We start from the raw sequence: 21,523 nt of genomic DNA on the forward strand, positions 1-21,523 counted from the left end.
GGCCCTGGATGGACCCGCAACTTCTGATCCTGTTTTCCGGCCTCGTCGCCATTCTGACGCTCGCTTCGGTGATCGGCCGTATCCTGAAAGGGCGCGTGCGCTCGGCCGAGGGCCTGGCGACGGTCGAGAACCTGAACGCGCGCATCCGCGCCTGGTGGCTGATGGTCGCGATCTTCGCGGCCGCCTTCGCCTTCGGGCCGGTGGTGACGCTGGTTCTCTTCGCGCTGACCTCGTTCTACTGCCTGCGCGAGTTCGTGTCGCTGACGCCGACGCGCGCGGCCGACCACCGGGCGCTGGCCTTCGCCTTCTACGTCTTCCTGCCGCTGCAATACGTCCTGATCTGGGTGGACTGGCTGTCGCTCTTCTCGATCGCGATTCCCGTCTACGCCTTTTTGCTGCTGCCCGTTCTGGCGGTGCTCCGGCACGAGACGAGCGAGTTCCTCGCCCGCACGGCCAAGGTGCAATGGGCGCTGATGCTGACGGTCTACTGCATCAGCCACGCGCCGGCGCTCCTGATGCTGGACATTCCCGGCTTCGAGGGCCGCAACGTCCTGCTCCTGTTCTTCCTCGTCACGGTGGTTCAGGCGAGCGACGTCCTGCAGTATATTTTCGGCAAGCTGTTCGGGCGGCGCAAGATCGCGCCGGTGGTGAGCCCCAACAAGACCTGGGAAGGGTTTCTGGGCGGCGGCGCCTCGGCGGTGCTCCTCGGCGCGGCCCTGTCCTTCGCGACGCCCTTCACCCCGCTCCAGGCGGCCGGCATGGCCTTCGCCATCGTCATTTCCGGCTTCTGCGGCGGCCTCGTTCTCTCGGCCGTCAAGCGCTCGATGGGCGCCAAGGACTGGGGCGCGATGATCTCGGGCCATGGCGGGGCGCTCGACCGGATGGATTCCGTCACCTACGCCGCGCCGCTCTTCTTCCACCTCGTGAACTATTATTTCGGGGTCTAGGAACGCCGCTTTCCCCCAAAGCCTTAGGGAGAGGCCGCGTGCTACCGGCCGCCCTTGGTGGCGGAATGGAAGTCGGCGGGCTTGTTGGCGACCCATTTGACGAAGCGCGCGACGGTTTCGTTGTCGGTCAGCGGAATGCCCATCTGCGCGTGGCGCACGAGTTCGCTCGCCGAGAAATTGGCGTCGATCGTTTCCCGGCAGATCGGATGCACCGGCACCGTGTCGCGCCCGCCCCGGCTTTTGGGGATCGGGTGAAAGCGGTCCACGGTCTTTCCGAGCGGGCGCCCGCAGAGCCAGCAGGGCTCCGCCGGCTGGCTTTCCTGTGCCGCCGCTTCCTGGTCGAGCCAGTCCGCGTCCCGATTCTTGCGTGCCATCCGATAGCTCCCGGCCTTCTGGACTGCCTCGGGTCGAGGCGGTCTCGCTTGGCGGCGATTGATTGGGCGAGCCAGCCCGCCCGGTCGGGCCCGTCCGTCGGGTCAAGCCAGCGGCGGCGGGCTCAGGCCCGCAGGCCCGGCGCTTCCTGGCCCGTGCGCTCGACATATTCGGAATAGCCGCCGCCGTAGAGATGCGGGCCCTCCGGCGTCAGTTCCAGGACGCGGTTGGACAGGGCCGCCAGGAAATGGCGGTCGTGGCTGACGAAGAGCATCGCGCCCTCGAAGCGCGACAGCGCCTCCACCAGCATCTGCTTGGTCGCGATGTCCAGATGGTTGGTCGGCTCGTCCAGCACGAGGAAGTTCGGCGGGTCGAACAGCATCCGGGCCATGACGAGGCGCGCCTTCTCGCCGCCAGAGAGCACGCGGCACTTCTTCTCGACTTCGTCGCCGGTGAAGCCGAAGCAGCCGGCGAGCGCGCGCAAGGGGGCCTGGCCCGCCTGCGGAAAGCTGTCCTCCAGCCATTGCAGCACGGTGCGATCGCCGTCGAGGAGTTCCATCGAATGCTGGGCGAAATAGCCCATCTTGACGCTCGGCCCCCGCGTCACCGTGCCGGAATCGGGCTCCGACGTGCCGGCGATGAGCTTCAGGAGCGTCGACTTTCCGGCCCCGTTCACGCCCATGACGCACCAGCGCTCGCGCCGGCGCACCTGGAAGTCGAGCCCGTCGTAGATGGTGCGCTCGCCATAGCGCTTGTGGACGCCCTTGACGGTGGCGACGTCCTCGCCCGAGCGCGGCGCCGGCTGAAACTCGAAGCGCACGGTCTGCTGGCGCTTGGGCGGCTCGACGCGCTCGATCTTGTCGAGCTTCTTGACGCGGCTCTGCACCTGCGCGGCGTGGCTGGCGCGCGCCTTGAAGCGCTCGATGAAGGCGACTTCCTTGGCCAGCATCGCCTGCTGGCGCTCGAACTGCGCCTGCTGCTGAACCTCGGCGATGGCGCGCTGCCCGCGATAGAACTCGTAGTCGCCCGAATAGGTCGTCAGCGCGCCGGCATCGATCTCGATGATCTTGTTGACGATGCGGTTCATGAACTCGCGGTCGTGCGAGGTCATCAGAATGGCGCCATCGAAGCCCTTCAGGAAGTTTTCCAGCCAGATCAGGCTTTCGATGTCGAGATGGTTCGAGGGCTCGTCGAGAAGCATGATGTCGGGGCGCATCAGCAGGATCTTGGCGAGCGCGACGCGCATCTTCCAGCCGCCCGAGAGCTTGGCCACGTCGCCGTCCATCATCGACTGGCTGAAGCCGAGACCGTCCAGCACCTCGCGGGCGCGCCCGTCCAACGCATAGCCGTCGAGTTCGTCGAAACTGCCCTGCACCTCGCCGTAGCGCGCGATGATCGCGTCCATCTCGTCGGCTTGGGTCGGGTCGGCCATGGCCGCCTCCAGCGCGGCCATCTCGGCGGCGAGCGCGCTGACCGGGCCGACGCCATCCATGACCTCAGCCACCGCGCTGCGGCCTTCCATGTCGCCGACATCCTGGCTGAAATAGCCGATGGTGACGCCGCGATCGACCGAGACCTGGCCCTCGTCGGGCAGTTCCTGGCCGGTGATCATGCGAAACAGCGTCGTCTTGCCCGCGCCGTTCGGACCGACGAGGCCGATCTTCTCGCCACGCTGGAGCGCGGCCGACGCCTCGATGAAGACGATCTGCTTGCCGTTCTGCTTGCCGATGTTTTCGAGGCGGATCATGGGGGAATTCCAAGGGTCGATGCGGGAGGCAAGCCGCCTCAAACCATCCCCCTCCGCCCGGCGCAAGGGGTGCGGCGCAACAAGACCCGCAATACCCGCTCCCGACGCCCTCGCGCTCCCGGCAGGACGAGGCCCGCCGGGAGCACTTCGCAAGCGGCGTCAGTTGCCGTCGGTGAAGGCGTAGGAGCAGATCTTGTTGCCGGCGGGATCGCGCAGATAGGCGGCATAGGCGCCGGGCAGGTGGCCGCGCGGACCGGGCGCGCCCTCGTCCGTGCCGCCGGCCGAAAGACCCGCCGCGTGGAAGGCGTCGACCTCCGCGGTCGTCGCGGCCGCAAAGCCGATCGTCACGCCGTTGCTCGCCGGGGCCTCGCCATTGCCGGGGCGCGCGACGATGAAGGCCGGCTTGTCGCGGCCGTAGAGAACCCAGCCATTGCCGAAGGGTCCCATGTTCCGGATGGCGAGGGCGCCAAGGGCCGCGTCGTAGAACGCGGTCGAGCTGGCGACGTCCCTGGCGCCGATCATCACATGAGAGAAGACATCATTTCCCGAAATCACGGCCATCGCGGCTCTCCCTATCCTGTTTCATCGCGCCCGCGGACCCGAACGGCACGGATCGTCGGACCTCCTGCCTGCCGTCCACTCGCTCGGCGAACCGGCCTCCCGCCGGCGACCGACCCGGCGCGCCCGCCCTCCCCTGCCCTCGGCCCGGACGCGCCGTCGCGGGCGCGCTGTCCGAGGTGGCGGCCGTCCCGCGAGGCGATCGCGGCAGGTCTGATGTCGATACACGATGGGCGGCCCGCCGCGCCCTCACCGGAGCGACACGCGCCAGCGCGCATCCGACATGGGCGCGAGAAAGCCGAGCCCAGCCGGGATCACGCCGCCGGGGCGACGGACTTCAACCAGGCGCGAAAGGCCTGCAAAGGCGGGAAGGCGGCGCGCCTCACCGGCCAGGCGAGATAGTAGCGCTCGGCGCTTTCCATCGGCGCGTCCAGGGGCTCGATCAGGTCGCCGCGCGCCAGTTCGGTTTCGATCAGGAAGCGCGGCAGGAGCGCGACGCCGAGCCCGCCGATCGCGGCCTGGGACGCGACCGCGAACTGGTCGATCAACATGCCCGATAGCGAGGGAAAGGCGATGCCGTTCGCCCGGAACCAGCGCTCCCAGGCATCCGGGCGGCTTTCCAGATGGATCAGGGGCACGTCGAGAAGCGAGGCCGGGCGGCTCAGGTCGTGCTTCTTCGCCAAGGCCGGGCTGCAGGCGGGAACGACGGTCTCGCTCATCAGGAGGTCGAGTTCGGCGCCCGGCCAATGCGCCGCGCCGAAATGGATCGCGGCGTCGAGCTGATCCTCGCCGAACTCGAAGGGGGCAAGGCGCGTCGAGAGATTGAGCGTGATGCCGGGATGGGCCTCGACGAATTGCGACAGGCGCGGGGCCAGCCAGCGCGTTCCGAAGGTCGGCAGGATGCCGAGCTTCAGGGTGCCGCCGGCCGGGTTGGCCTTGAAGTTCAGCGTGGCCTGGGAAATGCGCTTCAAGGCGTCGCGGACCTCCTGCGCATAGGCTTCGCCGGCGAGCGTCAGCCGCACGGTCTGCTTGTCGCGCACGAAGAGGCTGGAGCCGACCGCCTCCTCCAGCGCCCTCACCTGACGGCTGATGGCGCTTTGCGTGAGGTTCAGCTCCTGCGCCGCCGCCGTGAAGCTCTGATGCCGGGCCGCCGCCTCGAAGGCGCACAGAAGCGACATGGAAGGAAGGAAGCGCCGCGAAAAACTCATCGTGCCGCCCGTCTCAGCCCATTTGCGATCGCGTCTTTCGAGGCGAGGTCATTCGCTCGATGCATGACATGATACCGCATCATCATTTGAACCGGAACGAGGCTTCGGCCACATTGACCGCAAAGACCGGCCGCGCTCGCGCGGCCTTCAGGACCGGCGAAGGGCGAGACCATGGACCAGAGCGCATTCACCTCCGCCGACGAGATCCGCACCCGCTTCTCGCGGACGATGTCGGACATGTACCGCTCCGAAGTGCCGCAATACGGCACGCTGATGGAACTCGTCGCCGAGGTGAACGCGTCGACGCTTTCGGCCGACCCGGCCTTGAAGGCGGACCTCGAGCGCACGGACGATCTCTCGCGCATCGATCTGGAGCGCCACGGCGCCATCCGCCTGGGCACGGCGGAGGAGCTTTCCACCATGCGCCGGCTCTTCGCGGTCATGGGCATGGTGCCGGTCGGCTATTACGACCTGTCGGTCGCGGGCGTTCCCGTCCATTCCACGGCCTTCCGCCCGGTGCGCGAGGAGAATCTCGCCCGCAACCCGTTCCGCGTCTTCACCTCGCTCCTGCGCCTCGACCTGATCGAGGACGAGGCGCTGCGGGCCGAGGCGGCCGAGATCCTGTCGCGCCGGCGCATCTTCACGGACCGAGCCCTCGCGCTGATCGAGACCTTCGAGCGGAACGGCGGGCTGACGGACGCAGAAGCCGACACGTTCGTGTGCGAGGCCGTCGAGACCTTCCGCTGGCACCGCGAGGCGACGGTGGATGCGGCGACCTATCGCCGTCTCAACGCCGCGCACCGGCTGATCGCCGACGTCGTGTCTTTCAAGGGCCCGCATATCAACCATCTGACGCCGCGCACGCTCGACATCGACGCCGTGCAGGCGGCTATGCCCGGGCGCGGCATCGCAGCCAAGGACGTGATCGAAGGCCCGCCGACGCGCCGCTGCCCGATCCTCCTTCGCCAGACGAGCTTCAAGGCGCTGGAGGAAGCGATCGTCTTCCGGGGCGAAACGGGCGAGGAGGCGGGAACCCACACGGCCCGCTTCGGCGAGATCGAGCAGCGCGGCCTCGCGCTGACGCGCAAGGGCCGCGCCCTCTACGACGAGCGTCTCGCGAGCGTTCGCGACGAAGGCGGGGCGGGCAATGCCGGCGGGAGTTATGCCGAGCGGCTGGCGACGGCCTTCGAGGCCTTTCCCGACGATTACGACACGCTGCGCCGCGAGGGCCTCGGCTTCTTCCGCTACGCGCTGACGCGCAAGGGAGAGGACGCGGCATCGACGGGCCCTGCCTCCCTCGATCTCGAGACGCTCGTTCGGGACGGCCATGTCGCGGCCTATCCGATCGTCTACGAGGACTTCCTCCCCGTGTCGGCCGCCGGCATCTTCCAATCCAATCTCGGCGGGCAGGAACAGCGCAGCTATGCGGCCAATGCCCGGAAGGACGCTTTCGTGGCGGCGCTCGGCGCGCCCGTGGCGGACGAGTTCGAGGTCTACGAAGCCGCGCAAGCGCGCTCGATCGAAGCGGTTCGAGCGGCCCTGCGGCAGACCCGCCAGTCGTCGGCGGCCTGACGCGATGCGGCCGATCGGCCTGTTCGCCTGCAAGGCTCGGGTCCGGCATCCGGCGCGCGGCAGTCGGGAGCACGGCGGTCCCGTCGCCGCGATCAGTGACCGCCTCGGGAGCCTCCTGCGATGAGAGATGATCCGCGCAGCCACGGTCTCTGGGAGGCCTCGGCCCCGCCAGCGCCCGCGACCACGGCGCTGGCCGGCGAGCTGGCCGTCGATGTCGTCGTGGTCGGCGGCGGCTTCACGGGGTGCTCGGCGGCGCTGCATCTGGCGGAAGGCGGCGCGGATGTCGCGGTGCTGGAGGCCGAGGAGATCGGCTTCGGCGGTTCGGGCCGCAATGTCGGCCTCGTCAATGCCGGCATGTGGGTCATGCCGGACGACCTGCCGGGGGCGCTCGGCGAAGTGCATGGCGAGCGCCTGCTGCGGCTTCTCGGCGAGGGTCCGCGCGCCGTGTTCGACCTGATCGAGCGGCATGGCATCGCCTGCGAGGCGGAGCGGCAGGGCACGCTCCATTGCGCGGTGGGCGCGAAGGGCCTTGCGGAACTCAAGGAGCGCGAGCGGCAATGGCGCATGCGCGGCGCGCCGGTGCGCTTGCTGGACGCCGCCGAGACCGCCGCCAAGGTCGGCACCACGGCCTATGCCGGGGCGCTTCTGGATGAGCGCGCCGGCACGATCCAGCCGCTCGCCTATGTCCGGGGCCTCGCCCGCGCCGCGATCGGGGCCGGCGCCCGGCTCTTCACCGCAAGCCCGGTCGTCTCGGCAACGGACGAGGGCGGCGCCTGGGTTCTGTGCACGCCGAACGGCTCGCTGCGCGCCCGCCGCGTCATCGTCGCGACCGACGCCTATGCGTCAAGCGTCTGGCCCGAGATTCGCCGCGAGCAGGTGCATCTTCCCTACTTCAACATGGCCACCCCGCCGCTGTCGGACAATGTCAGCCGCTCCATCCTGCCCGAGCGCCAGGGTGTCTGGGACACGAAGGATATCCTCTCCTCCTTCCGCTTCGACCGGGCGGGGCGGCTCGTGTTCGGCTCGGTCGGCGCGCTGCGCCGGGGCGGCCAGGCCGTCCATCGCGACTGGGGGCGGCGGGCGCTGGCCAAGCTCTTCCCGCAGCTCGAAGGCGTCAATTTCGAATACCAGTGGTACGGCCAGATCGGCATGACCGAGAACAGCCTGCCGCGCTTTCACCGGCTCGGGCGCGACGTGATCGCCTTCTGCGGCTATAACGGGCGGGGCATCGCGCCCGGCACCGTGTTCGGCCGCTGCCTCGCCGACCTCCTGCTCGGCCGGATCGGGGAGGACGCGCTTCCGCTGCCCGTCACGGCCGTCGAGGCCGCGCCGCGCCGTGTGCTGCGCGAGGCCTATTACGAGGCGGGGGCGCAGGCCGCCCATCTTGCCGGCGCCCGCTTCTGACCCTTTCGACCCTTCACCGAACGCTTGAAAGACGACATTTCATGTCCCGCACCGACCTTTCGCCCGCCGACGAAACCCGCGCCCTCCTCGCCAGCCTCGGCGTTGCCGCCAGCCGGTTCGGCGGCGGGTCGCACGAGGTCGTCTCGCCGGTGGACGGGGCGGTTCTGGCCTCGGTTCCGCTCGCCGGCCCGGCGGATGCGAAGGACGCGATCGCCCGCGCGCATGCCGCGTTCCTCAAGTGGCGCTCCGTGCCCGCGCCCCGGCGCGGCGAACTGGTGCGCCTTCTCGGCGAGGAGCTGCGCACCCACAAGGAGGCGCTCGGCCGCCTCGTCTCTCTCGAGGTCGGCAAGGCGCCCTCCGAGGGTCTCGGCGAAGTGCAGGAGATGATCGACATCTGCGACTTCGCCGTCGGCCTGTCGCGCCAGCTCTACGGCCTCGTGATCCCCTCCGAGCGCGCCGACCACAAGATCACCGAGCAGTGGCACCCGATCGGCGTCGTCGGCGTCATCTCGGCCTTCAACTTTCCCGTCGCCGTCTGGTCGTGGAACGCCGCGCTCGCCTTCGTCTGCGGCGATGCCGTGGTCTGGAAGCCCTCGGAAAAGGCGCCGCTGACGGCGCTCGCCACGCAGGCGATCTTCGAAAAGGCCGCCGCCCGCTTCGGCGGTGAGGCGCCGGACGGGCTCTCGACGCTTCTCGTCGGCGGCAGCGATGTCGGCGAGGCGCTGGTGGACGACGCCCGTGTGCCCGTCGTCTCGGCCACCGGCTCCACCCGCATGGGCAGGGCGGTCGGCGAGCGGCTCGCCCGCCGCTTCGCCCGCGCCATCCTGGAGCTCGGCGGCAACAACGCCTCGATCGTCACCCCTTCCGCCGATCTCGACCTGACGCTGCGCGCCGTCGCCTTCGGCGCCATGGGCACGGCCGGCCAGCGCTGCACCACGATGCGCCGCCTGATCGTGCATGAGAGCGTCTACGACGCGCTCGTCCCCAAGCTCGCCAAGGTCTACGCCTCCATTTCCGTCGGCAACCCGCTGACCTCGGACGCGCTGGTGGGACCGCTGATCGACCGCGCCGCCTTCGAGGGCATGGGCCGCGCGCTGGAGGCGGCCAAGGCCGCCGGCGGCACGGTGCATGGGGGAAGCCGCGTCGACGTGAATGGCGACAAGTCGTTCTACGTGCGCCCGGCGCTGGTCGAGATGCCCGCGCAGACCGGGCCAGTGGTGGAGGAGACCTTCGCGCCGATCCTCTACGTGCTGAAGTATCGCGATCTCGACGAGGCCATCGCGCTGCAGAACGGCGTGCCGCAGGGTCTGTCCTCCTCGATCTTCGCCACCGACATCAGAGAGGTCGAGCGCTTCCTCTCGGCGGCGGGCTCGGATTGCGGCATCGCCAATGTCAACATGGGCACGTCCGGCGCCGAGATCGGCGGGGCCTTCGGCGGCGAAAAGGAGACCGGCGGCGGCCGCGAAAGCGGCTCGGACGCCTGGAAGGCCTATATGCGCCGCCAGACCAACGCCATCAATTACGGCCGGTCGCTGCCGCTGGCGCAGGGCGTGAAGTTCGACGTGGACGGGGGTTCGTCGGAGGCATAGGCGGCAGGGCCGAGCCTTCGCGATGATCCTGGCAGGCGGGCGAGCCGCACGGCTCGCCCTCGCCGACGGAGCGCCCGCCCGGCCGAGCCGGCGAGGTCAGGCGCTCATCCGCTCGAAGCCGCCTTCGTCCCCCATGTCCAGCGCATAGCCCGCGCGCGGGCGCGCGTCGGCTTCCTCAGGTGGCGTCGGGGCGGCGTGGGATTGCCCGAACTCGCGCACCCGCTGGCGCAAGGCGCGCACCGATTCCTCGCGCGAGGCCTTGGGCGTCGCCGGCCTCGGCACGGGAGGCGTCGCCCGTCTCGGCCCGGGGGGCCGGGCCGAGACCGTGAAATAGCCGACGCCATCGCCCAGCCGCCCCGCTTCCGTGGAGAGCTGATGGGCGGTGGCGGCCATCTCGTTCGCCGCGCCGGCATTCGTCTGCGTCACCTGATCGAGCTGCTGGATCGCCTGGTTGATCTGCTCGATCCCGATCGACTGCTCGCGGCAGGCGGCGGAAATCTCCGACACGAGGTCGGCGGTGCGCTGGATGTCGGGCACGAGTTCATTGAACATGCGGCCGGCTTCCTGAGCCACCTGAAGCGTCCCGGAGGACAGGTCGCTGATTTCGGCGGCCGCCGCCTGGCTCCGCTCGGCGAGCTTTCGGACCTCGCTGGCCACGACCGCGAACCCCTTGCCGTGCGGGCCGGCGCGGGCCGCCTCGATGGCGGCGTTCAGCGCCAGAAGGTCGGTCTGGCGAGCGATTTCCTGCACCACGCGCACCTTTTCGGCGATCGTCTCCATCGCAAGGAGCGAGCCCGCGATCGCCTCGCGGCTCTTCTGCGCGCTGGCGGACGACAGATTGGCCATCTTTTCCGTTTGCGCGGCGTTGTCGGCGTTCTGGCGGATATTGGCCGTCATCTGCTCGACGGCGGCCGACGCCTGTTCGGAAGCGGCGGCCTGTTCGGTCGAGCCCGCCGACAATTGCTCCGCCGTCGCGGCGGACTGCGTGGAGCCGGCCGCGACCTGGGAGGCCGAGGCGCGAATGTCTCCGACGATCGCCGAGAGCTTGGCGCTCATCCGGTTCATGGAGCGCAGGAGTTCGCCGACCTCGTCCGAGCCCTTCGCATCGACCGTCCGGGAAATGTCGCCGGCGCTGATCGCCTCGGACAGGTCGACCGCCCGTCGAAGCCCCCGGCTGATCGACAGCGCCATCCAGCTCGCGGCGCCCGCCCCGACCAGAAGGGCCGCGAGAACGAGCTCCGTCAGAAGCGTTCGCGTGGACAGATAGGTGTCCTCGATGTCGCCCCTCATGGCTTCGGCCCTCTTGCTCTGGGACCCGATCAGATCCTGAACGTTCTGGACGAGGTCCAGGGTCTGGGGCCGGACCTGATCGATCGCGATTTCCACGGCCTTGCTGTCGGCACTGGCCGTCCCGAGCGCGAAGATATCCTTCATCACCGGGGCAAATCCGCGCCACAGATCGAGGGTCGCCTTGGCCTCGGCCCCGTAGGTCGTGCTGCCGGCAAGGGTGGCGAACCCGTTCATTCTCTCGTCGAACCGGGCGAGCCCGTCCTCGAACTCGGCCTGCAGGGCGCGGAGGCGATCGGCGTCGGATTCGGCGACGACCGACATCATGAGGAAGCGCAGACGCTCCAGGGCGGGCTGGAGATCGGACAGAACGGCACGCGCCGGCCCGTCATATCGCGCCGCCGCCATCGCCCCTTCGGCCTTGTCGAGCGACCGGACCAGCCCGTCGCCCATCGCGCGGCCCCGCTCCGCCTCCAGATCGAGCGCTTTCGGTCTCGAGTTCTGCATCGACAGGTCGATCGTGGTGCGGGCCGTGGCATACCAGGTTTCGAGACGCGACAGGGCTTGATCGACCCGCGCGACATCGTCTTTCGCTTGCGGCGGGACCTTCGTCCGATAGGCCGTCAGGATCGGGACGATCGTGTCATAGGCCGACTGGATGGACTGTTCGCGGTCCTGTTTCAGCGCGATGTCATCGACCATGACGAGCGCATTCAGGCTGCGCCCCATGCCCTGTATCATCTGCGCCGCCTGACCGAGATTGACGGACGCTTCATAGGGGCCGGACGCAAAGTGCTTCATCGCTTCGTTGGCATAGCCGAGGCGCGAAACTCCAAGATACCCGGCCCCGCCCAGCATCGCCAGAACAGCTGCGAATGAAACGCCAATCTTGGCTTTCACAGAAACGCGCATAAATGACCCCCATCCGAGATAGGGCAATGGTTATGACGGGATCGTGAATGCGATTTTAAGGATGGACCGCTCTCGATCGGGCTGAATGAATCAATTTGAATAGACGGAAAGAATTTTCCCGGCAAAATTCGCTCGCCAATAGTGACCGGAAGTATTGGGAGACTCGATCGAACCCGGTCGTTTCAACGCCGAACGGGTTCGGTCCTTCAAAGCGAGCGGGGAAGGAAGCGGGCCGAGGGCACCCGGCTCGGCCTTGGCTCTGATCCGTTCAGGGCAGGTATCGGCCCTTCATCGGCAGGAGCGCCGCGCCGAGCGCCGGCGCCTCGCTGCTCATCTGCGACACGAGAAGCGCCGGGCGCGGCAGCGGCTCGCCGTAACGGCCCTTGCCGTAGAAGGTGACGTTGGCGATCAGGCGTTCGGCGAGCGCCGGCGGGATCTGGCCGCCGAAGACGATGGCCTCGGGGTCGAGAATGCCGGACAGGGCGTTGATGATGCGGTCGGTCATGGCGCGCACGCGCCCGAGCCATTCCTCGACGCCCGGCCAGTCCGGATCGAAGCGGCGGCGCAGGTCGGCCACCGAGGCGACCTCGACGCCGTGCCGGTTCAGGGTCTCGACGAGCGAGCCCAGCGCCGGCCGGTCGCGGCCGTCCTCCTCCGAGAACAGGGCGCTGAACTCGCCCGCGTTGCGCCACGCGCCGAACCAGGGCGTTCCGTCGATCACGAGGCCGCCGCCGAAGCCCTCGTTGAAGGACAGATAGGCGAAGGTGCGAAAGCGCCGGCCGAACCCTTGCAGGCTTTCGCCGATGGCGCCCGTCGTGGCGTTGTTGGCGATCTGCACGGGATAGGGCACATGCCCCTCGACGCTGGCGGCGAGATCCATCAGCGACCAGTCGCGCAGGGGCTCGGGCGCGTTCATGCGCCGACCGTCGGCCAGAAGATAGCCGCTGATGCCGAGCCCGAGCCCGATGACATGCGCGCGCGGCACGGCACGGGCGTCGAGAATTTCCTCGAAGCGCGCGGCGATCGCCGCGAGCGAAGCCTCGCGGGACGTCGGCAGGATCGCCAGACGCTCCTGAAACAGGATGCGGCAGGACAGGTCGGACAGGCACAGGTCGATCGAATCCGTGTTGACGGAAACGCCGAGCGATACGCGCGCCTCCGGCACCAGCTCGATCTGCGGGCTCGGCTGGCCGCGCCCGCCGCGCCGGGGGCTCCCGGCGCGCAGGAGCCCTTCTTCGATCAGCCCGTCCACCAGCCGATGCACCGATTGCTGGGTAAGCGCGGTGAAGGCGGTGATCTCGGAGCGCGCGAGGCCGCCGGTGCGGCGCACCGTGTCGAGGATCACGCGCTCGTTGAGGCTGCGCTCCTCGGCGGGTGTGCGCGCCGCTCCGCTCCGTTCCGGCTCGCCGCCCATCCCCTCGCTCGCCATCGCCACGATCCCCATCCGGCCCCGCTCCGGCCCCGATCCGGCCCCGGACGGGCCGCTTGACCGGTCTGCCTATGGGCGTCATAAATATTACACTCAATGCGTAGTATTAAGGGTTCGCAGAGAAAGCGGCTCTTCAGCCGACCACGGAAAGGAACCCGTTCATGCCGATCTCCCGGTTTCGCGCGTCCTGTCTGGCCCTGGCCGCAGGTCTCGCTCTCCTCGCTCAAGGGGCCGCCGCCTCGGCGGACCCGCGCCCGCTCAAGAACGCCGGCGACATCGACCTGTCCCAGCTGACGCGCGAGACGTTCTACGAGCGCGTCGTGCCGGCGGCGAAGAAGGAGGGCGAGGTCGTCTTCTACAATTTCGCCGGCAGCTTCGGCCCCACCTGGGCCGAGCTGATCCGCCGTTTCGAGGCGAAATACGGGATCAAGGTCACCTATAGCGACGTGAAGGGGGACCAGGCGAACCAGCAGCTCATCGCCGTTCACCGGGCCGGCCAGGATTCGCCGGTCGACGCCTATTTCACCGGCGGCGGCGGCTTTCCGCTCCTGTCCAAGTCCGGCGTCATCGGCGACGTGCCGCTGACCCACATCCTCCCGAACTTCTCGAAGATGGACCCGCGCTTCACCGACGAGATCTTCGGCCGCCGGCACGGCGGCACGTTCGCCCTCGTCCATCGCAACCAGACGGCGATCGGCTACGACAGCGCCTTCGTGACGCCGGACGAGGTGCCGCAGGACTTTCCCGGCTTCCTCGATTATGCACAGAAGCATCCCGGCAAGGTCGGCGTGACGCTGCCGGCCAAGGGCGGCTCGGGCGGCGGCTTCCTCTACTCCGCCGCGCTGGCGCTCACCGACGACGCCTGCCGCAAGCCGCTGAACGACTATTCGCAGACGCTCGATCAGGCGCGCGACTTCGCGCAGGGCGCGTCCTGCCTCCAGCCGCTCTGGGACTATATGGGCAAGCTGTTCAAGGTGGTGGAACTCACCAACGGCAATGCCGACACGCTGAACCTCCTGAACAACCAGCAGATCACCATGGGCACCGTCTGGGAGGACGGCGTCGCGGCGGCGCTGGCCGGCAAGCAGCTTCCAGAGACGATCCGCCTGACGCTCCTGAAGCCGGGCGAGGCGAGTTCGGGCGATGCCTTCATCATCCCCACCAACGCCAAGCACGTCGCCGCCGCCCTGCTCCTGATCGACATGGCGATGGACCGCGACTTCCAGCTCTGGAAGCTGGAGCACAAGGCCTCGCGCTCGCCGCGCACGGATGTCTCCACCGCCGATCTGCCGGAGGCCGCCAAGGCCCATCTCGTGCCCGCCGACCAGCTTCCCGCCCGGGCCGGCCCGGTCTTCTGGGAGATGTCCACCGCGCTCGGCGAAGCGCTGGACGACAAGGTTCTGAACAAGTAGGGCGCCGCCCCGCCGGACGGCCGGCCCCGCGCCGAGCCGTCCGCTTTCCCCTTCCGATCGACAAGGACGCGACCCGTCATGATCGAACTGTCCATCCGGGGCCTGGCCAAGGACCACGGCTCCACGCGCACCCTCCATCCGCTCGACCTCGATGTCGAGCGGGCCGAATTCGTCACCGTGCTCGGCCCCTCGGGCTGCGGAAAGTCGACGCTTCTGCGCCTTCTCATGGGCATCATGAGCCCGAGCGCCGGCACGATCCATCTCGGCGGCGAGCGGATCGACACGCTGCCGCCCGAGCGCCGCGACATTTCCATGGTGTTCCAGACCTACGCGCTCTTTCCGCATATGAGCGTGCGCGAGAATCTCGCCTTCGGCCTGCGCATGAAGAAGGTGCCGAAGGCCGAGCGCGCCGCGCGCATCGACCATGCGGTCTCCATCTGCAATCTCGGCCCCTATGTCGGCCGGATGCCGCGCGAGCTTTCGGGCGGCCAGCAGCAGCGCGTGGCGCTCGCCCGCGCCATCGTCATGCGCCCGCGCCTTCTCCTGTTCGACGAGCCCCTGTCCAATCTCGACGCCAAGCTGCGCGACAGCCTGCGCGCCGACCTCGTGGCGCTCCACCGCGAAAGCGGGGCGACCAGCCTCTACGTCACCCACGACCAGTCCGAGGCCATGGCCATGTCGGACCGGATCGTGGTGATGAACGGCGGGCGCATCGTGGAAACCGGCACTCCCGCCGCCCTCTACCGCACGCCGCAAACGCGTTTCACCGCGACCTTCCTCGGGCAGACCAACCTTTTCGAGGGCGAGACCGTGGACGGGCATCTGCGCCTGCCCTGGGGCGCGAGCGTGCCTGCCGACCGCCAGCTCCAGCCCGGCCGCGCCACGATCTCGGCCCGGCCCGAAACGCTCGACCTCGCCCCCGATCCGCAGGGCGAAGGCGTGGTGTCGGCCGTGTCGTTTCTCGGTTCGGGCACGCTCTACACGGTTGTCGCCGGCCCGACATCGGTCGCCGTGCTGCGGCCGGGCGGCGAGGCGCTGATCGAGACGGGCACGCGCGTCGCGCTCCGGTTCCTGTCGGCGCCCCACGCCCTCAAGGAGACGGTCGAGGCCGCGCCCGTCGAGGCCGGGAGGCTCGCGGCATGAGCGCCTCCCCCGCCCTCCGGCGCGGCCTCCTGATCGGAGCGCTGCTCCTGCCGGGCCTCGGCTATCTCATGCTGTTCTTCGCGGGGCCGCTTCTCAACGTCCTCTATGGCAGCTTTCTCGACGAGGCCGGCCGCTTCACGCTGGCGAACTATGCCGAGGTCTTCACGCGCCCGACGCTCCAGCGCGGCCTCTCGACCTCGATCTATTACGGCGTGATGCCGGTTCTCCTGACGCTCGCGGTCTCGCTGCCGCTGGCGCTTCTCCTGCGCCGCTCCTTCGTCGGGCGGGCCTGGTTCAACGGCCTCTACAAGATCCCGATGGCGGTGCCCGGCATCATCGTCGCCCTGATGCTGCTGACCGTCGGCGAGCAGGGCGGCATCCTTTCGCGCCTTCTCGCCCCGATCGGGTTTTCGGCCCCGCGCCTCGTGCGCGACGAATGGGGCGTCGGCGTCATTCTCGCCTCCACCTGGAAGCAGGTGCCCTTCATGACGCTGGTGATCACCGGCGCCTTCGCCGCGATCCCTGAGGAAGTCTCCCACGCCGCCCGGGCGCTCGGCGCCTCGCGCTGGCGGACCGTGCTCTTCGTGGAAATCCCGCTCGCCATGCCCGGCATCACCGCCGCCGTGCTTCTCACCTTCATCGGCTCCATGGGCTCCTACGCGATCCCCGATCTCGTCGGCCCCGCCAATCCGCGCCCCCTGTCGGTTCTGATGGTTCAGGCCTTCAACCAGGGGAATTTTCCGGAGGTCTTCGCCATGGGAATGGTTCTGGCCGGCTTCGCCGTCGCCGTGCTCCTCGCCTACGACATGATGACGTCGCGCTTCGGCCAGCTCACCTCGGAGGCCGCGCGATGAGCACCACCGGCCTCACCCCGGCGCTGCCCGCGCCACCCGGCGGCGCCGCTGCCGTTCTTGCCACCGCCGCTGCCCCCGCCCCTGCCGCCGCCGCACCTGCCGTCACGTCGAGCGACCAGCCCCGCCGGCGCCCCTTCACGCAGGCCGACCGCCCGCTCGTCGCCGGCGGCCTGTTTCTCGGCTTCTTCCTCGTGGTGGTGGTGCCCGCGCTCCTCATGGCGCTGTGGAGCGTCGCCGAGCGCTGGGCGCCGCCCGATCTCGTGCCCCAGAGCTACACGATGGCCCATTGGCACAAGGTGACGGACGATGCCGGCATCTTCCGCGCGCTTCTCAACAGCACGCTGATCGCGGTCGCGGTGACGGCGCTGACCAGCGTCATCGCCCTGCCCACGGCCTGGGCGCTCGCGCGCTTTCCCTTCCGCCTCAAGCGGCTGGTGGAGATCCTGGTGCTCGCGCCGGTGATCGTGCCGGGCCTGATCGTGGCGGTGGGCGTCGGGCAGGTCTTCCTGTTTCTGGGCCTCGCCTATTCGGTGACGGGCGTCATCCTGGTGCAGCTCGTCGGCACGCTGCCCTTCATGATCCGCCTGATGGCGGCGGCCTTCTCGGCCATCCCGGACGATCTCATCCATGCCGCGCGGGCGCTCGGCGCGCGGCCGCACCGCATCCTCCTCCACGTCGTCCTGCCGCTCGCCGTGCCCGGCCTCCTGGCGGGCGGGCTCCTGTCCTTCGTCGGGTCCTTCGAGGAGTTCGACAAGTCCTTCATCGTCGGCGCGCCCGTCGTGGAGACCCTGCCGATCAAGCTCTACACGTTTCTCGACCCCTACTCGCTCCAGTTCCCGACCGCCGCGGTGGTGGCGCTCGTTCTCCTCGTTCCCGTGCTCGTGATCTTCGTTCTCGCCGGGCGGATCATGCGCGACGACCTCCTGTCGGCGGGGATGGGCAAGGTCTGACGGCCTGCCCTTTCCTCGCCTCTCCCTTCCTCCCGCCAAAAGAATAGAGCCCGCCCCATGTCCCTCCAGCGCGCCCTTGCGTCCGACGCCTCCTCCCCCGTCCAGGCGACCTTCTCCCGCGCGAACCAGGATCTCGTGGTGATCGCCCATCGCGGCGTCTTCGACCGGGCGCCGGAAAACTCGCTCGCCGCGCTGGAGCGCGCGGTGGCGCTCGGCGTCGACATGATGGAGCTCGACACCCAGTCCAATGCCGACGGCACGCTGGTGACGATCCACGACGACACGCTGGACCGCACCACGACGGGAACCGGGCCGGTGGCCGCGCTGCGCGACGCCATGCGCCCGGCCCTGCGGCTTCGCGCGGGCGAGGGCGGCGAGGAGGCGCCCGTCACCGACGAGCCGCTGCCGCTTCTGGCCGAGATGCTGGAGGCGGCGCGCGGGCGCATCCTTCTCAACATCGACACCAAATACGTGCGCGACCTGCCCGCCGTCATGAAGCTCGTCCTCGACAGGGGCATGGCGGGCGAGGTTCTCGTCAAGGCGAGCGTCGATCCGCTCGCCGCCCGCCTGCCGGTGGAGGACATGCCGGGCTTCGGCACCGTGCCCTTCATGCCGCTCTTCCGCCTTCGCGACGGCCTGTCGCGCGCGCAGGTAGAGGGCATCGCGCGCCTCGCTCCCGATGTCGTCGAGTGTCATTTCGACAGTCTGCGGGCGCTGGCCGAGGCCCGCCCCGCGCGCGAGGCCGCCGGCATCCGGCACTGGACCAACAGTCTCGACTGCTCGCACAGCCTCGACTTCAACGACACCCGCGCCCTGCGGGACCCCGAAAGCGTCTGGGGCGTGCTGCTGGACGCCGGGGTCGGCGCGATCCAGACCGATCAGGCCGAAGCGCTGATCGCCTTTGCCCGCGCGCGGGGCGCGATCGCCCGATGAGCCCGGCCGATCTCGTCGCCCGTCGCGCGACGGCCGCCTCCGTCGTGGCCGACGCCGCAGAAATGGCGCTCGGCTTCTTCCGCGACCGGGGGCGTCTTGCCATCGAGACCAAGCGCCCGCGCGACTTCGTGACGGCGGCCGACCGGACGGTGGAGCGTCATGTCCGGGCCCGCCTCGCCGCGCTGTTTCCGGGCGAAGCGGTGCTCGGCGAGGAGGAAGGCGGCGAGCCGGCCTCCCGTTTCTGGATCGTCGATCCGATCGACGGCACCTCGAACTTCCTCGCCGGCTCGCCGCTCTGGGGCGTGTCGCTCGGCTATGTCGTGGACGGCGAGCCCGTGGTCGGCGCGGTGGACGCGCCGGTCCTGCGCGAGTCTCTCGCGGGGGCCACGGGCTGCGGCCTCCTCTTCAACGGCGCGCCGTTCGCGCCGGAGCCCCGCGCGCCGAGCCTTGGCGTCGTCTCGCTCGGCGACGGCGCGGACGACGATCTCGGCGAGATGGTGGCCCTCTACTCGCGCCTGCGCCATGCCGGCTGGTACGCCCATTCCTATCATTGCACGAGCGTCTCGATGATGTTCGCCGCGCTCGGCCGCCTCGACGGCCATCTCCAGCCGCGCACCACCCTCTGGGACATGGCCGGCGGCGTCGCGATCTGCCGCGAAGCCGGCCTCGCCGTGCGCACGCTGGATCGGGGCAACGGCAACCATGGCGTCTGGGCGGGCACGAAGGCCGTTCTGGACGCCTGCCTGCCGGCCGGTGTCTGACGGGAGAGGCGAGGGGCGAAAGGCAGGAGCCGCCCCGCGCGGCGACGGCGCGGCCGGTGTCCCCGGCTCGCTCGCCGACCGTCCCACCGCCGCCGACCACGCCCTTTGCCGCGCCCTTTACTGCGCCGAGCAACGCGGGCGGAACGGCTTCGTCCGGGCCGAAAGGCCCTTCCCCGCCGCGCCCATCGAGAGACCTTTCGCGGCCTGAACGCAGAGGCGTCGCGCAGTGCCAAGCCGCTATTCGGCCCATTCCGGGTCGGTTGTGAAGGCGATGGTCAGCCAGCGGTCCGGCCCTTCCCCGCCGATCGCCTCGCCGATCTCGTTTCGCAGATGGTCCCATTCCTCCAGCCGCCGGGGCGGAAGGTTTTCGGGCACGATGAAGTGAAGCTCGATCTGCTTGGCCCGCCCGATCCGCGCGACATAGGCGCGGTAGGACAGGAAGCCGTGCCGCGCCACGACCTCGTCCGCCACGCGCGTCACCTCGGCGAGGATATCGGGCGGGGTGACGAGGAGAATGTCCGAGATCGCATGGCGCAGCGTTCCGAGCGGGATCGGCAGGATCACGACGCAGACGACGATCAGAACCGCCGGATCGACATAGGGCGTCGCCCAGGCGTAGCGCGTCCCCTGGATCAGCGCGCCCACGATGAAGGCGACGAGGAGCGCGGCGGTGAGGCCCGCCGACATCATCCAGGCGCGGGCGTCGAGCGTGAGGAAGGCCGAGCCGATCGCGCGGTTGGCGCGCAGGACATAGGCCACCATTCCCAGCGCCACCGCGACGGTGATCGCGGCATAGGCGATCCCGTATCCGAAGGCGAGGTCGCGCCCGCCGGCCAGAATGTCGCCCACCGCCGACACGAAGGCGAACACCGCCGCTCCGGTCAGAAGCGCCCCGTTCAGTCCGAGCACCATGGGCTCCAGATGCCAGAAGCCGACCGTGAAGCGCTGGGCGAAGCGCCCGGGCGGCCGGCCCGTCATCCCCGAGGACACGATGAGCCGGGACACCACCAGCGCCAGAACGGTCATGCTCGCGTCGGTCAGGGAATAGAACCCGTCGAACACGATCGCCGACGACCCCGCCGCCAGGCCGAAACCGATGCCGATCAGGGCGAGACAGGCCGTGACCACGATCGAGTTTCGCAACACGACCTGTTCCGATGGTTTGGCGATGGCGCTCAAGGGGACCTGCGGTTGATTGGGACGTTAGCCGGCCACTTGGCGCAAGACCGCCTTCGCAGCAAGAGGGGGGCTTGCCGCCCGCACGAGACCGTCGTCACATCTTCGACAGGGCGAACGTCGGAACGCCCATGCGATCGCGAGGACCCGAAGCGCGTCCGCCGCGCGAGGGAACGCCTTTCATCGCTTCGTCATTTTCCCGGCAGGAGACCCCTTTGGTTCGCCCTGCGCCGGAAGCGAAGGGCACGGCACGAAACGGAGATCGAGCGATGGACCTGACGGCGGCGGAAGAGGAGTTTTTGCGCGGGATGCGGGCGATCACGCTGGATGGCGAGGGGCGGCAGGTGTTCGTCGGCTTGTCGGCGGAGGAGAGCGTGGCGTTTCTCGATCTGACGCGGCGCAACGAGGCCGGCGAGGAGATGAGCGCCGACCTGCGCTATCAGGCCCTGCACGAGCGCCACGAGGCGGCGCGCCAGCGCATCGTGAACGGCGAGGCGCCGCTCGATCATGGCCGGCCGGGCAACTGATCGGCGGGCAAGAGCCGGAACGCCTCGGCAGGAGTTCATGCAGTTCGCGGGAGCGCCGATTGCTTTCGCGGTTGCCGAACGGACCCGGGCTTGCCGATCGCTCCGAGGTTGCGGATCGTTGTAAGGTTGCGGGTCGTGTCCGAAGTGACGGATCGCACCTGGGGGCGCTGATCACTCCCCGGAGGCCGGGATCGCTCTTGCGGGTGCAGCACACAGGCTCGCTCCCGCGCTTTTGAAGGAAACGCCTCCGTCGAACGGATAGGGCGGCGAGGCCTCACACCTCCAGCCGCCGCGCGGCTCGATCGATCGCGAACAATCGCCATGACAGGGCGGCGAAGACCAGGGCGCTCGCGCCGTGAACGAGCGCGTGGAACAGCGTCAGCCCGCCGGTCTCGATCGCCAGGAGCGCGAGGTCGCAGACGGGGATGACCACCGTCACCGCCGCGAGAAGGGCGAGGGCGCGGCGGGTGGAAAAGCGCAGGAGCGCGATCATGTAGCCCGCCAGCGCCAGATCGCGAATGGCGACCGCGCGCAGATAGGCCCGGGCGCCCTCGGTCTCGGCCGCGAGGCCGAACAAGGCCGCGCCGCCCGCCGGGAACGCCCAGAAGGCGAAGGCGAGCCCGGCGAAGACGAGCGCCAGCGCCAAAACGAGCCACGTCTCGATCTCGCTCGCCCGCATTCGTTCGGATCGCTGCATGTCCGCCCTCTCTTTTCGCCTGCCGGCACATGGCTCAGAAAAAGG

The 21,523-nt window shown here is 69.3% G+C and carries 19 protein-coding genes; 11 read left to right on the top strand and 8 right to left on the bottom strand.

Annotated elements, in window-relative coordinates:
* Positions 1-8: 8 nt before the first annotated feature.
* A complete protein-coding gene (locus B146_RS0109280; RefSeq protein WP_026358477.1) occupies positions 9-947 on the top strand; it encodes a phosphatidate cytidylyltransferase in 939 nt (312 codons plus the stop codon).
* Positions 948-988: 41 nt separating this feature from the next.
* Here B146_RS0109280 and B146_RS0109285 read toward each other — a convergent pair whose 3' ends face one another.
* From B146_RS0109285 to B146_RS0109300, 4 genes are all read right to left on the bottom strand, one after another.
* On the bottom strand, positions 989-1,321 hold the full coding sequence (locus B146_RS0109285) for a hypothetical protein (RefSeq protein WP_019996161.1): 333 nt from the start codon (positions 1,319-1,321) through the stop codon (positions 989-991).
* A gap of 122 nt (positions 1,322-1,443) precedes the next feature.
* The gene (locus B146_RS0109290; protein ID WP_019996162.1) at positions 1,444-3,066 is read right to left on the bottom strand and encodes an ABC-F family ATP-binding cassette domain-containing protein; all 1,623 of its coding nucleotides are present in this window, start codon (positions 3,064-3,066) and stop codon (positions 1,444-1,446) included.
* Between the two features lie 159 nt (positions 3,067-3,225).
* Entirely contained in the window at positions 3,226-3,627 is a 402-nt protein-coding gene (locus B146_RS0109295; RefSeq protein ID WP_019996163.1) for a VOC family protein, read from the bottom strand.
* 311 nt (positions 3,628-3,938) lie between these two features.
* Positions 3,939-4,832, bottom strand: coding sequence for a LysR family transcriptional regulator (locus tag B146_RS0109300; protein WP_019996164.1), 894 nt, complete (start codon positions 4,830-4,832; stop codon positions 3,939-3,941).
* A 171-nt stretch (positions 4,833-5,003) separates the two neighbouring features.
* On the opposite strand from B146_RS0109300, the gene hglS reads away from it, so the two are divergent.
* The 3 genes from hglS to amaB all read left to right on the top strand — a co-directional run bounded on the left by hglS (position 5,004) and on the right by amaB (position 9,397).
* On the top strand, positions 5,004-6,404 hold the full coding sequence (hglS, locus tag B146_RS0109305) for a 2-oxoadipate dioxygenase/decarboxylase HglS (protein ID WP_019996165.1): 1,401 nt from the start codon (positions 5,004-5,006) through the stop codon (positions 6,402-6,404).
* A gap of 120 nt (positions 6,405-6,524) precedes the next feature.
* Entirely contained in the window at positions 6,525-7,808 is a 1,284-nt protein-coding gene (locus tag B146_RS0109310; protein WP_019996166.1) for an NAD(P)/FAD-dependent oxidoreductase, read from the top strand.
* A 41-nt stretch (positions 7,809-7,849) separates the two neighbouring features.
* Positions 7,850-9,397 (top strand): L-piperidine-6-carboxylate dehydrogenase, encoded by a 1,548-nt coding sequence (gene amaB / locus B146_RS0109315; RefSeq protein WP_019996167.1) that lies wholly within the window; start codon positions 7,850-7,852, stop codon positions 9,395-9,397.
* 96 nt (positions 9,398-9,493) lie between these two features.
* Here amaB and B146_RS27690 read toward each other — a convergent pair whose 3' ends face one another.
* Both B146_RS27690 and B146_RS0109325 read right to left on the bottom strand, forming a co-directional pair.
* Complete coding sequence (locus B146_RS27690; protein WP_162141935.1) at positions 9,494-11,485, bottom strand: methyl-accepting chemotaxis protein; 1,992 nt, start codon at positions 11,483-11,485, stop codon at positions 9,494-9,496.
* 379 nt (positions 11,486-11,864) lie between these two features.
* Complete coding sequence (locus B146_RS0109325; RefSeq protein ID WP_244498173.1) at positions 11,865-13,025, bottom strand: ROK family transcriptional regulator; 1,161 nt, start codon at positions 13,023-13,025, stop codon at positions 11,865-11,867.
* A 161-nt stretch (positions 13,026-13,186) separates the two neighbouring features.
* On the opposite strand from B146_RS0109325, the gene B146_RS0109330 reads away from it, so the two are divergent.
* From B146_RS0109330 to B146_RS0109355, 6 genes are all read left to right on the top strand, one after another.
* Positions 13,187-14,437, top strand: a complete 1,251-nt coding sequence (locus B146_RS0109330; protein WP_019996170.1) for an extracellular solute-binding protein — start codon at positions 13,187-13,189, stop codon at positions 14,435-14,437.
* A 78-nt stretch (positions 14,438-14,515) separates the two neighbouring features.
* Positions 14,516-15,580 carry an ABC transporter ATP-binding protein gene (locus tag B146_RS0109335; protein WP_019996171.1) on the top strand — a complete coding sequence of 355 codons (1,065 nt, stop codon included), beginning with the start codon at positions 14,516-14,518 and terminating at the stop codon, positions 15,578-15,580.
* Positions 15,577-16,434, top strand: a complete 858-nt coding sequence (locus B146_RS0109340) for an ABC transporter permease (RefSeq protein WP_019996172.1) — start codon at positions 15,577-15,579, stop codon at positions 16,432-16,434. The genes B146_RS0109335 and B146_RS0109340 overlap by 4 nt, the downstream gene beginning before the upstream one ends.
* Positions 16,431-17,384, top strand: coding sequence for an ABC transporter permease (locus B146_RS25580; RefSeq protein WP_019996173.1), 954 nt, complete (start codon positions 16,431-16,433; stop codon positions 17,382-17,384). Before B146_RS0109340 ends, B146_RS25580 begins: the two co-directional genes overlap by 4 nt.
* 57 nt (positions 17,385-17,441) lie before the next feature.
* Complete coding sequence (locus B146_RS0109350; protein WP_019996174.1) at positions 17,442-18,317, top strand: glycerophosphodiester phosphodiesterase family protein; 876 nt, start codon at positions 17,442-17,444, stop codon at positions 18,315-18,317.
* Positions 18,314-19,078: an inositol monophosphatase family protein gene (locus B146_RS0109355; RefSeq protein ID WP_019996175.1), complete on the top strand. Its 765-nt coding sequence runs from the start codon at positions 18,314-18,316 to the stop codon at positions 19,076-19,078. The genes B146_RS0109350 and B146_RS0109355 overlap by 4 nt, the downstream gene beginning before the upstream one ends.
* Before the next feature lie 237 nt (positions 19,079-19,315).
* Here the strand turns inward: B146_RS0109355 and B146_RS0109360 are convergent, their stop codons facing one another.
* Positions 19,316-20,257, bottom strand: coding sequence for a cation diffusion facilitator family transporter (locus tag B146_RS0109360; RefSeq protein ID WP_244498172.1), 942 nt, complete (start codon positions 20,255-20,257; stop codon positions 19,316-19,318).
* 266 nt (positions 20,258-20,523) lie between these two features.
* On the opposite strand from B146_RS0109360, the gene B146_RS0109370 reads away from it, so the two are divergent.
* Entirely contained in the window at positions 20,524-20,781 is a 258-nt protein-coding gene (locus B146_RS0109370) for a hypothetical protein (RefSeq protein WP_019996177.1), read from the top strand.
* A gap of 274 nt (positions 20,782-21,055) precedes the next feature.
* On the opposite strand, the gene B146_RS25585 is transcribed toward B146_RS0109370, so the two are convergent.
* Positions 21,056-21,478 (bottom strand): DUF4267 domain-containing protein, encoded by a 423-nt coding sequence (locus tag B146_RS25585; RefSeq protein WP_081630949.1) that lies wholly within the window; start codon positions 21,476-21,478, stop codon positions 21,056-21,058.
* Between the last annotated feature and the right edge of the window lie 45 nt (positions 21,479-21,523).

Source organism: Aureimonas ureilytica DSM 18598 = NBRC 106430, assembly GCF_000382705.1.
Taxonomy (GTDB): domain Bacteria; phylum Pseudomonadota; class Alphaproteobacteria; order Rhizobiales; family Rhizobiaceae; genus Aureimonas; species Aureimonas ureilytica.

Bases quoted from the DNA above. Each gene is read 5' to 3' on its own strand.
- B146_RS0109325 (WP_244498173.1), bottom strand. From the start codon at position 13,025: ATGGCGAGCGAGGGGATGGGCGGCGAGCCGGAACGGAGCGGAGCGGCG.
- B146_RS0109335 (WP_019996171.1), top strand. From the start codon at position 14,516: ATGATCGAACTGTCCATCCGGGGCCTGGCCAAGGACCACGGCTCCACG.
- B146_RS0109350 (WP_019996174.1), top strand. From the start codon at position 17,442: ATGTCCCTCCAGCGCGCCCTTGCGTCCGACGCCTCCTCCCCCGTCCAG.
- B146_RS0109290 (WP_019996162.1), bottom strand. From the start codon at position 3,066: ATGATCCGCCTCGAAAACATCGGCAAGCAGAACGGCAAGCAGATCGTC.
- B146_RS25585 (WP_081630949.1), bottom strand. From the start codon at position 21,478: ATGCAGCGATCCGAACGAATGCGGGCGAGCGAGATCGAGACGTGGCTC.
- amaB (WP_019996167.1), top strand. From the start codon at position 7,850: ATGTCCCGCACCGACCTTTCGCCCGCCGACGAAACCCGCGCCCTCCTC.
- B146_RS0109340 (WP_019996172.1), top strand. From the start codon at position 15,577: ATGAGCGCCTCCCCCGCCCTCCGGCGCGGCCTCCTGATCGGAGCGCTG.
- B146_RS25580 (WP_019996173.1), top strand. From the start codon at position 16,431: ATGAGCACCACCGGCCTCACCCCGGCGCTGCCCGCGCCACCCGGCGGC.
- B146_RS0109310 (WP_019996166.1), top strand. From the start codon at position 6,525: ATGAGAGATGATCCGCGCAGCCACGGTCTCTGGGAGGCCTCGGCCCCG.
- B146_RS0109370 (WP_019996177.1), top strand. From the start codon at position 20,524: ATGGACCTGACGGCGGCGGAAGAGGAGTTTTTGCGCGGGATGCGGGCG.
- B146_RS0109285 (WP_019996161.1), bottom strand. From the start codon at position 1,321: ATGGCACGCAAGAATCGGGACGCGGACTGGCTCGACCAGGAAGCGGCG.
- hglS (WP_019996165.1), top strand. From the start codon at position 5,004: ATGGACCAGAGCGCATTCACCTCCGCCGACGAGATCCGCACCCGCTTC.
- B146_RS27690 (WP_162141935.1), bottom strand. From the start codon at position 11,485: ATGAAGCACTTTGCGTCCGGCCCCTATGAAGCGTCCGTCAATCTCGGT.
- B146_RS0109330 (WP_019996170.1), top strand. From the start codon at position 13,187: ATGCCGATCTCCCGGTTTCGCGCGTCCTGTCTGGCCCTGGCCGCAGGT.
- B146_RS0109300 (WP_019996164.1), bottom strand. From the start codon at position 4,832: ATGAGTTTTTCGCGGCGCTTCCTTCCTTCCATGTCGCTTCTGTGCGCC.
- B146_RS0109355 (WP_019996175.1), top strand. From the start codon at position 18,314: ATGAGCCCGGCCGATCTCGTCGCCCGTCGCGCGACGGCCGCCTCCGTC.
- B146_RS0109295 (WP_019996163.1), bottom strand. From the start codon at position 3,627: ATGGCCGTGATTTCGGGAAATGATGTCTTCTCTCATGTGATGATCGGC.
- B146_RS0109280 (WP_026358477.1), top strand. From the start codon at position 9: ATGGACCCGCAACTTCTGATCCTGTTTTCCGGCCTCGTCGCCATTCTG.